The sequence below is a fragment of the Pseudomonas sp. RHF3.3-3 genome, assembly GCF_048069595.1.
Classification (GTDB): Bacteria; Pseudomonadota; Gammaproteobacteria; order Pseudomonadales; family Pseudomonadaceae; genus Aquipseudomonas; species Aquipseudomonas fuscovaginae_B.
In genome coordinates this window covers 4,701,456-4,718,060 of record NZ_CP182250.1, presented here as the reverse complement: position 1 = coordinate 4,718,060, position 16,605 = coordinate 4,701,456, and the positions used below count along the sequence as shown (strand labels likewise).

Below are 16,605 nucleotides of genomic sequence, written 5' to 3'. Positions count from 1 at the left end.
CGGCGCTATCGAAAGATGAAAAAAATTTCATCTTCTAAATTTGGAAAATTTCATTGCTCGTATATAGCAATAACTATTCCAATTTATGTAATAGCTCCTGAAGTTTCATCTAATTTATCTCATGCTGAACCGCGGCTGAATGGAAATGTTAAAAACTGTTCTTGCGAGAAAATTCGCAGGAAAAGCCCCGTGCAGCCTGATAGAAATATGGCGTTTTGATAACACTCCAAAGCCTGATTAAAAGCGGGGGAAGAGGGCTTTGTTCAGCCTTTAACTTAACCGTTGCCCTCAGTCAGAACCCTTGAAGCGTTGTTAAGTATCGAGTCTGTTACGAAGTCAGGCAGGCATGCTGACCTAGGGATTTTTTGTGTCAGGAAGCGCATCAATGGACAGGGCTCCCCATCCCGCTGAAATCACCCAGGGCGACAGCGGCATTGCCTCGCTTGTGGTCATTGCCCAACTCTCGGGTGTGGCGGTCAGCGCTGAACGTCTGCGGCACCTGTCCGGGCTCTCCAAGCCGGTCGACACCCTGACTCTGGTGCGCCTGGCTCGACAGATCGACCTCAAGGCCCGTGCCACCCATACCCAGATCAGTCGCCTCGCACAGACGCCGTTGCCAGCGATTGTCGAGATGGGGGATGGTCGCTTTCTGGTGCTGGCCAAATGCGCAAACGAGCAGGCCCTGCTGCACGACGAAGTGCAGCAGCGGACCTTCCAGATCAGCATGAGTGACTTCGAAAAAGTCTGGTCCGGTCGTTTGATCCTCATCACCTCGCGTGCGGTGCTGGCGCAAGGCGGTGGGAAGTTCGACCTGTCGTGGTTCATTCCCTCGATCGTCAAGTACCGCAAGCAGTTTCTGGAAGTGCTGACCGGGTCGTTCTTCCTGCAATTGTTTGGACTGGTCTCACCGCTGTTCATGCAGGTGGTCATCGACAAGGTGCTGGTGCACAAGTCGATGTCGACCCTGGATGTCCTGGTGTTCGGCCTGGTCACCATCTCGGTGTTCGAAGCGTTGCTGGGCGGCCTGCGTACCTACGTCTTCAGCCACACGACCAACCGGGTCGACGTTGAGCTGGGGGCTCGCCTGTTCAACCACCTGCTGGGCCTGCCACTGGCCTACTTCCAGGCCAGGCGTGTGGGCGACAGCGTGGCGCGGGTACGCGAACTGGAAAACATCCGCAACTTCCTTACCGGCAATGCGCTGACGGTGGCGATGGACCTGTTCTTCACCTTGGTGTTCTTCGCGGTGATGCTGACCTATTCGCCGTGGCTGACCCTGATCGTGTTCGTCTCGCTGCCGTGCTACGTCGCCTTGTCGGTGCTGGTGACGCCGGTGCTCAAGGCGCGGCTCGATGAGAAATTCCGTCGCAGCTCGGAAAACCAGTCGTTTCTGGTCGAGTCCGTAACCGGTATCGAAACCCTCAAGTCGATGGCCGTCGAACCTCTGATCCAACGGCGCTGGGAGGAGCAACTGGCGGCCTATGTCTCCAGCGCCTTCAAGGCCTCCAACCTCTCCAGCTCGGCCAACCAGGTGGCCTCCCTGATCAGCAAACTCACCACGGCGGCGCTGTTGTGGTTCGGGGCTCGACTGGTGATTGGGGGCGATCTGTCGGTGGGTGAGCTGATCGCCTTCAACATGCTCTCCGGCCGCGTCAGTGGCCCCATCCTGCGCCTGGCACAACTGTGGCAGGACTTCCAGCAGGTACGGCTGTCCATGGCCCGGCTGGGCGATATTCTGGACAACAAGGCCGAGTCCGGCGCATCTGCCGGGCAAGCCTCGATGCCACCGGTGAAAGGTGAGGTGGTCTTCGACCGCGTGGTATTTCGCTATCGCGCCGATGGCCCCGAGATCCTGCGTGGCCTCTCGCTGACGGCCCAGGCCGGCAGCGTGATCGGTATCGTTGGTCCCTCCGGCTCAGGCAAAAGCACCCTGACCAAGTTGATACAGCGCCTTTACTCACCTGAGCGCGGACGGGTGCTGATCGATGGCATGGACCTGTCCGTGCTCGATCCTGCTTCTCTGCGCCGGCAGATCGGTGTGGTCCTGCAGGAGAACATGCTGTTCAAGGGCACGGTGCGCGACAACATCGCTTTCGCTTCACCCGGCATGGCCTTCGAGCAGGTGGTCGAAGCTGCGGAGTTGGCCGGCGCTCACGATTTCATCCTGGAACTGCCGCAGGGCTACGACACTGAACTGGGGGAGCGGGGCACAGGCCTGTCCGGCGGGCAACGGCAACGCATCGCAATTGCCCGGGCCCTGGCGACCCAACCGAAGATCCTGATCTTCGATGAGGCCACCTCCGCGCTGGACGCCGAGTCCGAATCCATCATCCACGGCAACATGCACAAGATCTGCAAGGGGCGCACGGTGTTCATCATCGCCCACCGCCTGTCTGCCGTCAGGATCGCTCAGCGCATCATCACCGTCGAGAAGGGCACCATCGTCGAAGAGGGCAGCCACGAGGAACTGCTCGAACAGAACGGCCGCTATGCCTCGCTGTGGCGCCACCAGACGGGGCATCTCCATGTCGCTGCTTGATCGCTTGTTCCCCCGGTTGCGGCATTACCGCGACATTGCCCGTGCGGCCCTCGAAGCAGAGAAGGCCCAGGGCAGCAGTGTGCAGCGAAGGCGCGATGAGGTCGAATTTCTGCCCGCAGCACTGGAGGTGCTCGAAACCCCCGCATCGCCCATAGGACGTGGCTTGATGTGGATGTTGATGCTGCTGTTCGCGATCGCCCTGGTCTGGTCCATCGTCGGCAAGCTGGATGTGGTGGCGGTGGCCGAGGGCAAGGTCGTGCCCAATGGCAACAGCAAGACCATCCAGCCGCTGGAAGCGGGCATCGTCAAGGCGATCATGGTCGACAATGGTCAGCACGTGACCCAGGGGCAGGCGCTGATCGACCTGGACCCGACCGAGGCCACCGCCGATGTCAGCAAGTCCAGGATGGCCCGAATCGACGCGATGCTGGTGATCAATCGTGCCCAGGCCTTGCTGGATACCCAAACCACCAACCGTGCGCCGGTGGTCGAGGCGGTGCAGGATGCGAGCGAAGACCGCCAACGTGATACCCAGCGCTTTGCCGAAAGTGCTTTCTACGAGCAACGCAGCAAGCTCACGGGCCTGCGTTCGGAACTGCAAAAGCGCCTGCAGGAGTTGCAGACCACTCAGCACAAGATCAGCGGCCTGCAGCAGACCTTGCCCATGACCCGTGCTGAGGAGGAGGACTACAAGACCCTGCTGCAGCAAAGCTATGTGCCACGGCACGCCTACCTGGAAAAGATGCAGGCGCGCATCCAGCAGGAGCAGGAACTGGCCGGGCAGCAGAGCTACGCCAAGGAGCTGCAAGCCACCATCCAGGAACAACGCGACGATATCGATACGGCGATCGCCCAGTTTCGTCGTGAACAACTCGACCTGCTCAATCAGGCGCAACAGCAGTTGGCCCAGGACCAAGGCGATGAAACCAAGTCCCGCCAGCGGCAGGGCCAAACCCACCTGACCGCTCCCGTGAGCGGTACCGTCCAGGAACTGGCGGTGCACACCATCGGCGGGGTGGTGACGCCAGCGCAGGCCTTGCTGGTGATCGTGCCTGATGACGTCGGGCTGGAGGTCGATGCGCAGATTCTCAACCGGGACATTGGTTTTGTCCGGCCGGGTCAGGACGCCGAAATCAAGCTCGATGCCTTTCCGTACACCCACTACGGGACGATCGCCGGCAGGGTCATGTCGATTTCGCAGGACTCGGTGAAGGACGACAAGCTGGGACTAGTTTATCCAGCCCGAATCGAACTCGGTGCGCACCAAATTCTCGCTGACGGCAAGAGCATTCCGTTGGAGCCGGGGATGACCAGTTCGGTGGAGATCAAGACCGAGCAACGGCGGATTATCGAATACCTGCTGACACCGCTGTTGAGGTACGAAAGCGAGGCGCTGAGAGAACGATAAAACTCATTCTATCTGACGGTTCCTCAGAGTGAGTTTTTTTATTAATGGGGGTTTTGCTTTTAAACTTTTCCGGGAAGAGATGGGGGGTTTAAGAGCGGTATAGGAGATGAAGTAGTGATAAAGCCAGCGCCGTCCCTGAGCAGCAATGAGGATGAATTTTTTTATGGTGCGCATGAAGGTCGTCTAATGAAAGTCATGAGGCGGCCTGCAGGCTCTCTGCGAGGCTGGTGGAAAGCGCTATTGATCTTGGCAGTTTTCACTTCTCATGAGGCCTGCGCTGATTCTTCCCCAGGTGACAATAATCCTCTGTGGGTGACGAGCGTTTGCAGTAAATTTGATTTTTCTGCATGGGATAAAATAAGTGCGCATCCCCCCTATCGTCTAAAGTATGTCGTTAAGCGTACTCTCTATACATATACTGCGGAGAAGTTCTCTGATAATTCGGGGTCTTCACCCAAGGCGAAATTTCCAGACGATTTTGTTGACGGTTCTGGTCGGCCTGCGCATTTAACGAGTTCATGTGCTGTTGGAAAAATGACCTATGAGATTTACGTTGATGGTACTCGACTGGAGGCCGGCGAGATCAATGTTGGATTAAAGGTTGATAACTGATTAATTCTTATAGGTGCAAGGAGTGTAGCATGGCAAATAGCATGTCGGGCTTGAACGCTAATCAACTGGACGTAGCCAATCAAATTATAGCTGCGGGTATCCAGGCCGGAGAGCCAGCAATTGTCATCCAGTCGGCCGTTCTGATTGCATTTTCAGAGTCATCGCTTGGTGAGCATATGCACACGGATGGTCACTCTGCTACGGGGCTTTTTCAGTTTCAGCCACCCTCATGGGAACCACTTTGGAATAATTTTGTAATTGCCAATCCTGATAATCCTTTGTCAAGCCTATCGGCGGAACAGGCCATAAATGAATCCGATGCACAAATTCAGATTATGTATAAGAATCTGAATAAGTGGTATGCCGGATACGATGAAGGGAGCTTGGCTAGAAACTATCTGCCGGGTCACGATTTATACACGAGTGTGACAGTTCCTTTGCAGAATTCCGGTATCGATATTTTAACGAATTTTCTCGATTACTCATACCTGCGTCACAATACGACTGTTGATCAAACGACCAAAATTATAAATGCTGATTATACGCCAGAAAATCTCGGGATTTCTTCCCAGATGATCTCGTCGCAGATGCAGGGTTCTTCGGCTGGGCAGGAAAATTCATCAGTGAGTGAAGATGGTCTAACGGTGACCACAAGTATCAAGGATGATAACGGTACTGTAATTGGTCAAGATATACAGACGTACACAGACGCTGATCGGGATACGTTATTATCTGAAGTCGTAACGGAGAAGAGCAATGTGGGTGGTACGGCAGCCACGACTACGACCACGATCAGTTATAACCCCGACGGTAGCTCTTGCACGTTTGATAGCACAGTCACAGACAGCAATACTGGCTCGGTGCTGAACTCCACTTCGGGTACTCAAGATAGCAATGGTTCTGTTAGTGAGAATGTGGCAGGAAATAATGCCAACGTTAATCTTTCTGGCGCAAATTTATCGATCGCCGATGACACATCAACCAATGTCAATGGCTCCCATAACGACATAACCGTTGGCTCAGACTCGAAGGTCAATCTGTCAAACGATTCGGATTGGGATGTCCTGACCATGATGAAAAACGGCGAGGTGATCCTCGCCAGTACAGACGACGATATTGAAGTCCACGCCAATAGTGGCTCTGTGGCCATGGGGACAGGAAACGGAGTTTCCATTGATGGCGACAACGTGAAGGTCACGGGCGGTGAAAACAACCAGGTCACCACTCATGGCGCCGAAGAAGATGTCACGCTGGGCAACGGGAGCACCCTGAAAGTCGAGAGCGGTTCTGCAACGGCAAACCTCAGCGACAGTGCTGTTGATGTTGCGCAAGGGGCCAAGGCCACTATCGCCGGTAGCGAAGACTCAGTCGGGATCGGTGCGAACGATACGATTACACTGGCATCGGGATCAGACAATGATGTGATCTCCTTGGCCGGAGTGGGCACAGTCAATATTGCTGACGGCGATATCGGGGAAGCCATTAGCGCAAGCGGCAGTACCTTTTCATTGGGGCAGGGGGTCAGTGCTACCATCAGCGGTAGTGCCGATTACTTCGCAGGGAGCAACGACACTTTAACCCTGCTGGGCTCAGGCGATTTGATCACAGGCGCTGGCAATACCATTAACGCCAGTAACGCTAGCCTGACTCTCTCTACGGGAACCGGTGTAGCGAGCGATGTGCTCATCGGAGACAACAACTCCATTTCGGCCAACGGCAGTGTGCTGACCCTGGATGGTTCCGGTGAGTCCATCATTGGGGGCAGCAATACCCTGGAGTTTTCTGGCAGCAACGAATCCGTTTTAGGCAACTTCGACATCATCCGCCTAGATGATGGTGGCTCTGCCACGTTGCACACCTACGGGGCTTCGATCACCTTGGGCGATGGTGTGACCCTGATCAGTGATGGCGACGGTTCCAACACCATCACTGCCACCGCTGACGACAAGCTCACCATCGGCAACGACTCCTACTACACCGACACGCTGATCGTTTCCAATAACCAGAACATCGCATTGGACGGTGGTGTTTACCTCAACCTGGTCGGGACGGGCAACGCGCTCACAGGTGCCGGCGGTGACACCATTTCGGGTAGCGGTGATACGTTCACGTTCCTCGGCTCAGGCGACTCGGTGACCGGCTCCGGTGACACGATTGCGGCCATTAACGACTCGCTGTTCATTTCCGGGGGAGCCAGTGGTGCCGCAGACGTTGTGATCGGTGACAACAACTCCATTTCGGCCAACAGCAGTGTGTTGAGCTTGCAGGGATCGGGTGAGTCTGTCACTGGGAGCGGCGACACCGTTGAACTCTCTGGTACTGGCGAGTCTGTCTTTGGCAACTTTGAGACCATCACGCTGGACGACGCTGCATCGGCTGTCTTGCATACCTACGGTGCTTCAATCAGCCTGGGCGCCGGTGCGACACTGACCAGTGATGGTGACGGTTCCAACACCATCACTGCCACCGCTGACGACAAGCTCACCATCGGCAACGACTCCTACTACACCGACACGCTGATCGTTTCCAATAACCAGAACATCGCATTGGACGGTGGTGTTTACCTCAACCTGGTCGGGACGGGCAACGCGCTCACAGGTGCCGGCGGTGACACCATTTCGGGTAGCGGTGATACGTTCACGTTCCTCGGCTCAGGCGACTCGGTGACCGGCTCCGGTGACACGATTGCGGCCATTAACGACTCGCTGTTCATTTCCGGGGGAGCCAGTGGTGCCGCAGACGTTGTGATCGGTGACAACAACTCCATTTCGGCCAACAGCAGTGTGTTGAGCTTGCAGGGATCGGGTGAGTCTGTCACTGGGAGCGGCGACACCGTTGAACTCTCTGGTACCGGCGAGTCTGTCTTTGGCAACTTTGAGACCATCACGCTGGACGACGCTGCATCGGCTGTCTTGCATACCTACGGCGCTTCAATCAGCCTGGGCGCCGGTGCGACACTGACCAGTGATGGTGACGGTTCCAACACCATCACCGCGACCTCTGACGACAAGGTCACCATCGGCTATGACTCTTACTACACCGATACGCTGAACGTTTCCAACAACCAGAACATAACGTTGGACGGCGGCGTCTACGTCAATATTGTCGGGGCAGGAAATACGATCACGGGTGCCGGCGGTGATTCAGTGTACGGCAGCAACGACACATTCACGTTCCTGGGCTCGGGCGATTCAATTTCGGGTGCAGGCGACACCATCAACGCCAGCAATGACAGCCTGAGTATTACGATGGGAGCTGGTGGCGCGAGCGATATTGTCGTGGGGGATAGCAACTCCATTTCGGCCAATAACAGCGTGCTCACCTTGGAGGGATCGGGTGATAACCTATCGGGTAACTACGACTCGTTGAGCATCGGGGAGGGGGATAGCGCGTCTCTCAATACCTACGGGGCGACGGTGACCTTGGGTGCCGGTTCTAGCCTGGTCAGTTCCGGCAGCGGTTTCAACTCCATTTACGCAGCTTCCGATTCCACCGTGCTGTTGAATGCAGTGGCGAACTCGAGTTACTACTTCAACGATACGCTGTACGCCAATGATAACCAGAGCATCACGCTGGGTACCGGCGCCTCGGTCAATGTGGTGGGTAGCGGCAATACCCTGGCAGTGGATGGTGGGGATGTTGTAACAGCCAGCAACGATACGCTGAACATTTTGGGTAGCAACGACTCCATCACCGGTGGTGGTGATGCAATCTCCGCCAGCGGCGACAGTTTGTGGATTTCGAACAATGGCGGCGCAAGTGACGTCATCAGTGGCGACAACGACACCCTGTCGGCCGACCACAGTGCCGTGACCCTTGCGGGTGCTGGTGAGTCGGTCACGGGCACCTTTGACACCTTGACGCTGACCGGTACGGACGAAACCGTCTCAGGTAACTACAACTCGGTCACCTTCGGTCCTCACACCACGGCATCGGTGACGAGCTACGGGGATACGATCTCCTTGGGGGCAGGCTCGAGTCTGAACAGCGTCGGTGATGGCTTCAACACCATTTACGCGACCTCCGATGACATCTTGTCGATCGGCGCAACGGTGAACTCAGACTACTACTTCACCAATAGGCTTTATGTGGATGACAACCAGAACATCAGTCTGGCCAGTGGTTCATCCCTCAACGTTGTGGGTAGTGGCAACACCGTCACTGCCAACGGTAGCGATAACATCATCGCCAGCAACGACACGCTGGACCTGGTGGGCGGTGGCGATGCAATCACCGGTGCGGGTGACGCGATCACCGCTAGTGGCGAAAGTTTGTCTATCTCCAATGCCGGTGGTGGTGCCAGCGACGTCATCACGGGTGACGGCAACACGGTGTCGGCCGATAACAGTGTCGTGACCTTGGTGGGCTCGAACGAAACCCTGTCGGCTAGCCATGCCGCTGTATCCATGACTGGCACAAACGAGAATGTGGTCGGTTACTACGACTCCTTCAGCTTCGGAGATGGCAGCTCAGTCAATCTCAATGGCTATGGCCATGGCATTACACTGGGCAGCGATGTCGCGTTGATCAGCGATGGTTGGGGCGACAACACCATCAATGCCAGCACTGGGGATCTTATCCACATTGGGACCACGGGGGGCAGTGAGTACAGCACCGATACCATCAATGCCAAAGGCGACCAAGTCTTTCTCGATACAAGCGCAGCGGTCAACGTCGTAGGCGATGGTAACGACATCACGGTCAGCGGCTCGGACAGCATCTCGGCCAGCGACAATAACATCAGCGTCCTGGGTGATGGGTCTGTTATCACGGGGTCGGGTGACGCGATTTCGGCCAATGGGCAGAGCCTGACCATCAGCAACCGGTATAGCAATGCCACGGATGTTGTCACAGGCAACAACAACGCGATCTCCGCGAACAACAGCAACATCACGCTCGACGGTTCCTCCAATGTGCTGTCCGGTAGCAACAACACCCTTACCGTCACCTTCGGGAAAGCCGTATCGATCAATGGCTCGGGGAACGTGATACAAGGGTCATCGGATCAGATCACCCTTCTGGGCGATAACAGCACGATGGTCGTCCAGGGCAACAAGGATAATTTCTCCGCGACCGGCATCAATGACCGCATCATCGATGACCGCGCTGATGGCACCTCTGTCGTTTACAACTGGAGCGGCAGCGGTGTTGAAACCGACACCGTCTACTCCGGCGCTGACGGCTCGGGTGACATCATAGGCGGCTACGGCTACACCGGTAGCGGCCCCGGGGAGGACCTGCCGGGCAGCTACGGTGGTGGGGATGAGGGGGGCGGATACGGTTTTGCCGGCACGCAATCCCTGGTGTCCTCTCGTGTTGGGGCCGACATTGGTTCTATCGCGCAATACGATCTGAGCCACGGTAATTTCTCTGCCGCGCAATCGGCGGAGGCGGCCCAACACCAGGCAGCCAGCATTGCAGCGTTGACGCCCACCGCAGGCTCCGGCTCTGCCGTCCTGGAAGGCGCCAAGTGGGACCAACAGGTCATCACCTGGAGCCTGGCGGACAGCTCAGGAACCCAGGCTGCTCCGTTCTCTGGCTACATGGGCAGTGCTGAGGAGTCTGTTGTGCAGGCGGCCTTTGGCGCCTGGGCCAGTGCGATGCCAGGTGTCACCTTCGAAGAGGTGACCGACTCCGCGCAGTCTGATATCCGGATCGGCTTTGGCGATTTCGATAGCGCCAATACCGGTGTGGTTGGCTACACCAGCTATCAGGCCAAAGCCGGCCAGTTGGAGTCGAGCACCATCATTCGAGTTGAAGACACGGCGCAGGACACACTGACCACCGGCGCCGATGGGCAACAGACCTATGCCGGCACCGACGCCACGCTTTCCCAAGTGCTGCTGCATGAAATCGGTCACGCCCTGGGCCTGGCGGACAACGCTGACCAGAACTCGGTGATGAACTACCAGCTCACCGCCAGCAACCGTACGTTGGATCAGACCGACTTGGCAGGTATCGGGTCGCTCTATGGCGGCAGCGCCAACACCTCGCCAGTGGGCGGCAGCGGCGTGAGCCAGTTGATTCAGGCGATGTCCACGTTTGGTGCTGACGGTGGGGTGGCTGACACCACGTTGTTGCCGCCTTCGTTGGCAGACCAGAAGGTGACACTGAGCGCGTCTTCTCACGCGGCTTGATTGCCCGACCACGTCCTTCCATCAACCGATCGACACCCCTGACGGCGATCAGCCGCCAGGGGTGTCGCCTGTCAGCGTACGGTGATTTCGGCGTGCTGTTCCGAAGTCGAAAACGCCTAAGGAGTGCCCTTTGGCTACTCAGTTTCACGCGATATCGGGTTTGCCGCGCTCGGGGTCGACGCTCTTGTCGGCCTTGCTGCGCCAGAACCCACGATTTTCTGCCGCCATTACCAGTCCGGTTGCCGCACTGGTGGGGGCCGCGCATGCCAAGATGTGCGGCGGTGAGTTCGGTGGCTTTTTCGATGACCATAAACGCGCAACGATCCTGCGCGCGGTCGTCGAGTCCTACTACACCGAGCAGATTTCCGACATGCCCGATGACAGGGTGCTCTTTGACACCAACCGCACCTGGACGGGGCGGGCGGCGCTATGGGGAGCCCTGTACCCTCAATCGCGCATCATCTGCTGCGTCCGAGAGGTCGGCTGGATCATCGACAGTGTCGAACGAATGCTCGCCAAGAACCCCCTGCAACTGTCGCGCATGTTCAACTTCCAGCCGGGCGCGTCTGTCTATGCCCGGGCCGAAACCTTGATGAACTCCGACACCGGCCTAATCGGCCTGGCCTGGAGCAATCTGCGCGAGGCCTGGTTCGGCGAGCAGGCCAAGCGCCTGATCCTGGTCCCATACGATCACCTGGTCAAAGAGCCGCGGCGCACCCTCGAGCGGCTTTACGCCGAATTGGGGCAGCCCTGGTTCGAACATGACCTGCAGAACGTGGTGTACGACGAGCCGGATTACGATGCGCAACTGGGTATGCCTGGCCTGCACGCCGTGCGTAAAACTGTCGAGTACCAGGCCCGCCCGCTCTGCATCCCGCCAGATCTTTTTGCTCGCTACGCGACGACCAGCTTCTGGAACCATACCGAACTCAACACGCGTGGCGTGACGATCATCTGAGTAGGAAGTGAAGGGCCAGGATGAGTGCGCAAAGCATGCTGAAAACTCGTAAGGCGATGTCGTTCACTCAGAGCGTGACCTTCGCGCTGGTGATCGGAATGGGGCCGGCAGCGGCTTGGGGATTCGGACCTTCCGGTCCGCTGCGCCAGTTCAATGATGTGCCGGCCACCGCCGCCAACCACATGTTCGATTCAGCACCCGAGGTGGATGGCTGTACGGACAATTCCAGGGTCGACCTGAGCCTGCTGGACATCGTCTCCAGTGCGCTGTGCCACAACCCCAAGACCCGCGAGGCCTGGGCCAACGTCAAGGTACAAACCGCACAGGTGGGCGTATCCAAGGCCGCCTACCTGCCGACCCTGAGCAGCACGCTACAGGAGGCCAAAGACAGCTCGACCAGCCACGGCACCTCGTCCAATCCGTTCGTGGTCCAGTCCAACAGCCATTTCCAGAACGCCGTCATGAGCTTGAACTGGGTGCTGTACGACTTCGGTGCCCGATCGGCAGGCGTCGACTACGCCCAGAGCAAACTCGCCTCGGCGCTGGCCGAGCAGGACAATGCCCTGCAGACGGTCTTCGCCAGCACCGTGAAGGACTACTACGCCGCCCTCGTGGCGCAGAAGGACCGACAGGCGACCCAGCAGATCGAAGCCGATGCCAAGCAGGTGCTGGATGCTGCCGCCTTGCGCGTTCGCCATGGGGTGGCAGCGATCAGCGATCAACTGCAAGCCCAGACCTCCTACTACCAGGCCACCTTCAATCGCAACAAAGCCGAAGGCGACTGGAGAAGCGCGCTGGGGCAGGTGGCGATCGACATGGGAAGGCGTCCTAATCTAGCCCTGCATCTGCTGGGAGAGGAGGGCGTAGCCCCACCGGACCTGGCGTTTGAAGAGTCCGTCGAGGACCTGCTCAAGACCGCCCAGCAACGACACCCCTCACTGATTGCCGCCCGTGCCGAACTGGCCGCAGCCCAGGCCAACGAACAGGTGGTCCGTGCCCAGGGGCGGCCGACGATCAGCTTCGTCGGCAAATACAGCTACGACAACCAGCCCCAAAGCTCCGGTGCCGGCCAGCAGTTCACGGGGGAGACGGTGCGGGATCGATCGGTTTCCCTGCAGGTGAACATTCCTCTGTTCGAGGGCTTCACCCGCACCTATCAGGTCCGCGGTGCACAGGCCCAGACCGAGAGCAAGGAGGCGGCCCTGAACGATGCCGAACTGCAGGTGGCCTCCAGCGTCTGGTCGGATTACCAGACCCTGAAAGTCGATACCGAAAACGTGCGCACCAGTCAGCAGGTGCTGGAGAGTGCCAGGCAATCCTTCGACGCGGCGCAGGCACGCTACGCCAAAGGCGTGACAGGCATTCTCGAAGTCATCACCACCCAGACGGCCCTGGCCAACGCTCAACAGCAGCAGATCAGCGCCATGGCCGGCTGGCAGAACGCACGTATTCAGCTCGCCTCCAGTCTGGGTAACCTGGACCTGAAGAGCATCTACCCATAGTTGGATAGATCTGATCCACCCAGTCGGTGTAGTGCAATACGCCTCGTTATCGGAACAGTGCGCGTTGCGGAGTATCAACGCATCTTCAGAGCAGTGAGGTTTGGGATGAGCGTGTTCGTGAAAGTGAGAGCTGTATTGGTTTTTAGCATGCTCGGTATTGGCAGTTGTCTGAGCGTGTTTGCAGATGACCAGACATGCTCGCTGAACACTACGCTAGGCGTGGCACAGTGCTCGGGAGAGAAGCTCAAGATACTGGAACAACAGCTGCAATCGAGCTACGAGGCTGCCCTTGATGAGCTGCCTGAAACAGATAACTGGGATACGAGAAAGACCAAGGGGCAGTTGATCAGGGCACAGACTGCTTGGAAGACCTTCAGGGACGAGCACTGCAGCTATGTGGGTGGGCTTCAGGGAGGGAACAACATGATGGTGAACGTGTTCTCTAACGAGTGTGCGATTGAGGAAACAAAAAAACGAATTGGTTTTTTCAGCCATCTACCCAGAGGCGGTTGAGAGCACATTTAGTCGTGATGCAGACCAGGCAGCGGAGCACGCGGACCAGAAAAGGCTCGAGAGGGAAATCGGGCGTTGCGCTCTTGCTGAGTGATAAGGGGTGGAGAACCCAACGCCCGAAGGCGAAGGGTTTCCGTTCAAGATGACACGCGAAATCAAGGAGCGCGTCGTCATCTACTCCCTGGATGAACAGCTCTTTGCGACGCTAGACGTCCTAGGTATCAAGCCGAGACAGAGACTTGAGGCTTTTCAGATTGCTCCGTCCTGGTGGAGCGTTGCGTGACCCGTTTCGCGCCTGTCAGATTCTGCCTTAAACCACGAGGCTTCCCCTTTTCTGCGGTGCATATCATCGATGGCATCATCCAAGGCATCAGCGACAATTAAAGCTTTTTCATCCGTGACATCGATTGCGATCAGAGCCCGGTACATCGCTAAACTCAGTTTCATCAGACCTCCAGCATTCATGAGAGAGCCTGCTCCAAGGTGCGAGGCTGTTATGGGTAAACATTGAGCGCGGCAGTGCTAAGGGCGACTGTCGCAGACGTCCATGAGCCGCAACACGGATAGCATCGCGACCTGAGGGCACATGCGGCGACGGCACCGATTAGCCCTCAGATTCCTGGTTCATTGGCATGCTGCTGACAAGCTCAGCAGTACGCGCCCAGCACAATGATTACCCCGCTCCAGGTCTGTCAAAAAACGCTCTGCAACAAGCTTTTTCCGCAGTGGGGTGTTTGTATGAAACTTGAGATATCGCTGCCGTGGGGGCTCCGGGAAGCATGTAAGAAACCTCTTGCATTGCCTTACGCTGTTGCTGCTTCTCGTGTGCGTAATGCTCAATCGGCCCGGACTGACGCCTGTTCGCCAGGGTAAGCACTGCTGGTCGTACCCAACGTCGGCTTGCATTCGTTCAAATCCCGTTGATACCAGTGAGCCAGTCACCACTTCTATCGGTGTCGGCCGGTCGCACGAGCGATGTCGATCGTGGCAAGTGGGCCTGCCGCCAATGCGAAACTCTGATTCAAGCGCCGGTACCGGCACAGGTGATCGACAAGGGCACACCCACCGACGGCTTGTTGGCTCACGTGATGGTGGCCAAATTCGCCGACCATCTTCCGCTGTACCGGCAGGAAAAGATCTTCGGCCGTGCCGGTTTGGCGATCCCGCGCTCGACGCTGGCTCAGTTGGTGGGCCAAACCGGCGTACAACTGCAACCGCTGGTAGATGTAGTGCGCGAGTCCGTGTTGGCCCGGCAGGTCATCCATGCCGATGAAACTCCGGTGCAGATGTTGGCGGCAGTCGAAAAAAACGCATCGTGCGTATGTCTGGGCCTACTGCACGACACCATGCTGCGCATTGAAAGCGGTGGCCTACGACTTCAGCCCCAGCCGTGCTGGCGAACATGAGCGCAACATCCTGGGCACCTGGAACGGCAAGTTGGTGTGCGATGACTTCGCGGGTTACAACGCCGGCTTCGAGCAAGGCATCACCGAAATCGGTTGCATGGCCCACGCCCGGCGTAAATTTTTCGACCTGCATGTGGCGAATAAAAACCAGTTGGCCGAACAAGCGCTGTCGCAGACTGGCTCATCGCTCGATCGTCAGCAAATCGGTGCTGGCACCCTGTCGATAACGGGCCCCCTATGCATTTTGACCATGGTCAGCTAAGCAGGTGAATGGCCACATTTGCCACGTTGCGGGCATCATCGATGCCGCGGTGGTAGGTACCTTCCCATTCGAGCCCTAGCATCTCCACGGCAGGCTGTAGGCCCATCGCGCGGCACTCGAAGACCTTCCAGTGCCATTTCTTCAAATTGGTGTGAAGCATCCCATCTAGCATCGGTTTGCAGTGCAAACGTGAGGCATCTTTCTGAAGCTGTTTGTAGTCGTAATCACCCCACGAGCACCACATTGAATTGGGGTAGGCCTCTAGGAATGCCTCAAGCATCTGAGCAACCCTGGCATAGCCAGGAGCAGCATCAACATCGCTTTGCTTGATCGTGGTTAGCTTTCGGCAGAAGTCGGTGAGTACCGGGTGCAGGGTGGGTCGGACAAAGCTTTGAAAGTGGTCGACCACCTGGAGCGATGAGAGGTCGATCACAACCAAGCCAATCTCAATCGTTTCCATATCCTCACGATGCACGAGCAGTGGGCGTGGAGGCTCTCCCGGCTTGGCGTCCTCATCGCACGTAGCCTCAAGGTCGACGCACAGTAGGTAGTGATAAGGGTGTAATAACTCCCTTAGCGCTTCTAAATGTTGGGGCTTACGAACAGGTACCATGCGTAGCTCTAATTTGGGGAATGATGAAAAGTAGCCAACACCTTGTTGGCCGTCGGGAAAATTATCCGATGCCAATGCGCATTGTCCACCGGACGGCTCATCCTGAGAGTGCTGCATAGGTGAGCGTATATCCTGGTCAGACTGACAACGTTTCGCTCCGCCACGGCTCAGCAGGGTAGCCGCAGACTTTTCTTACAGACGATGTCGGTGAACCTGATGCACCGTATCAGCCAGTCGCCATCGCCCACGCGTGAGTGGCAAGTGAAAATAATGAACAGTGCGACTCCACTCAGGCCAATGGGGCCTTGTCCCAGCATGCGCCTGCAGAAACGGCTCCTCCCGCCGATACATTCACGTTCAGATCCTGCGAGCCACTGACTTGATGAACCTCTCCGACGCTGTGCTGATCCTGCTCCTGGCCGCCCGTATCCATGGTACGGACGAAGCCGTGCGGGCCTCAGCCAAGAGCTGCGTGAAGAAGCTGCCCCGGTCCAAACGTGACCCGATCTACAACGTGATCAACAGCCGCAGTCCCATGGAACTGATCGCTTTCCTGGCCGAAAACCTCGAGGATTGAAAACGCCTGCATGAACACCGGCTGCCGGGCGCACGTCCGGTCCTTCATGAGGTGCCAAGCGCTCGAAGGGAGTCGCTC

General features: G+C 57.4%; 10 protein-coding genes and 1 pseudogene. 9 read left to right on the top strand and 2 right to left on the bottom strand.

Features of this window, described 5'->3' with window-relative positions:
* Positions 1–385 precede the first annotated feature (385 nt).
* The 7 genes from ACMGT0_RS20560 to ACMGT0_RS20530 all read left to right on the top strand — a co-directional run bounded on the left by ACMGT0_RS20560 (position 386) and on the right by ACMGT0_RS20530 (position 13,669).
* Positions 386–2,539 (top strand): type I secretion system permease/ATPase, encoded by a 2,154-nt coding sequence (locus ACMGT0_RS20560; protein ID WP_416769553.1) that lies wholly within the window; start codon positions 386–388, stop codon positions 2,537–2,539.
* Complete coding sequence (locus ACMGT0_RS20555) at positions 2,526–3,947, top strand: HlyD family type I secretion periplasmic adaptor subunit (protein ID WP_416769551.1); 1,422 nt, start codon at positions 2,526–2,528, stop codon at positions 3,945–3,947. The genes ACMGT0_RS20560 and ACMGT0_RS20555 overlap by 14 nt, the downstream gene beginning before the upstream one ends.
* 114 nt (positions 3,948–4,061) lie before the next feature.
* A complete protein-coding gene (locus ACMGT0_RS20550; protein WP_416769549.1) occupies positions 4,062–4,559 on the top strand; it encodes a hypothetical protein in 498 nt (165 codons plus the stop codon).
* Between the two features lie 29 nt (positions 4,560–4,588).
* Positions 4,589–10,696, top strand: a complete 6,108-nt coding sequence (locus tag ACMGT0_RS20545) for a beta strand repeat-containing protein (RefSeq protein WP_416769547.1) — start codon at positions 4,589–4,591, stop codon at positions 10,694–10,696.
* A gap of 130 nt (positions 10,697–10,826) precedes the next feature.
* Positions 10,827–11,654: a sulfotransferase family protein gene (locus ACMGT0_RS20540; protein ID WP_416769546.1), complete on the top strand. Its 828-nt coding sequence runs from the start codon at positions 10,827–10,829 to the stop codon at positions 11,652–11,654.
* A 35-nt stretch (positions 11,655–11,689) separates the two neighbouring features.
* Positions 11,690–13,156, top strand: a complete 1,467-nt coding sequence (locus tag ACMGT0_RS20535; RefSeq protein WP_416769545.1) for a TolC family protein — start codon at positions 11,690–11,692, stop codon at positions 13,154–13,156.
* 105 nt (positions 13,157–13,261) lie between these two features.
* Positions 13,262–13,669, top strand: coding sequence for a lysozyme inhibitor LprI family protein (locus ACMGT0_RS20530; protein ID WP_416769544.1), 408 nt, complete (start codon positions 13,262–13,264; stop codon positions 13,667–13,669).
* A 249-nt stretch (positions 13,670–13,918) separates the two neighbouring features.
* Here the strand turns inward: ACMGT0_RS20530 and ACMGT0_RS20525 are convergent, their stop codons facing one another.
* Positions 13,919–14,116, bottom strand: coding sequence for a hypothetical protein (locus ACMGT0_RS20525; protein ID WP_416769543.1), 198 nt, complete (start codon positions 14,114–14,116; stop codon positions 13,919–13,921).
* A gap of 536 nt (positions 14,117–14,652) precedes the next feature.
* Between ACMGT0_RS20525 and tnpC the strand changes: the two are divergent.
* Positions 14,653–15,244: pseudogene (gene tnpC, locus ACMGT0_RS20520) on the top strand (IS66 family transposase); the annotation flags it as partial.
* A gap of 85 nt (positions 15,245–15,329) precedes the next feature.
* On the opposite strand, the gene ACMGT0_RS20515 reads toward tnpC, so the two are convergent.
* Positions 15,330–15,950 (bottom strand): exonuclease domain-containing protein, encoded by a 621-nt coding sequence (locus ACMGT0_RS20515; protein ID WP_416773527.1) that lies wholly within the window; start codon positions 15,948–15,950, stop codon positions 15,330–15,332.
* A gap of 382 nt (positions 15,951–16,332) precedes the next feature.
* On the opposite strand from ACMGT0_RS20515, the gene ACMGT0_RS20510 reads away from it, so the two are divergent.
* Positions 16,333–16,527, top strand: coding sequence for a hypothetical protein (locus tag ACMGT0_RS20510; RefSeq protein ID WP_416769541.1), 195 nt, complete (start codon positions 16,333–16,335; stop codon positions 16,525–16,527).
* Positions 16,528–16,605 lie beyond the last annotated feature (78 nt).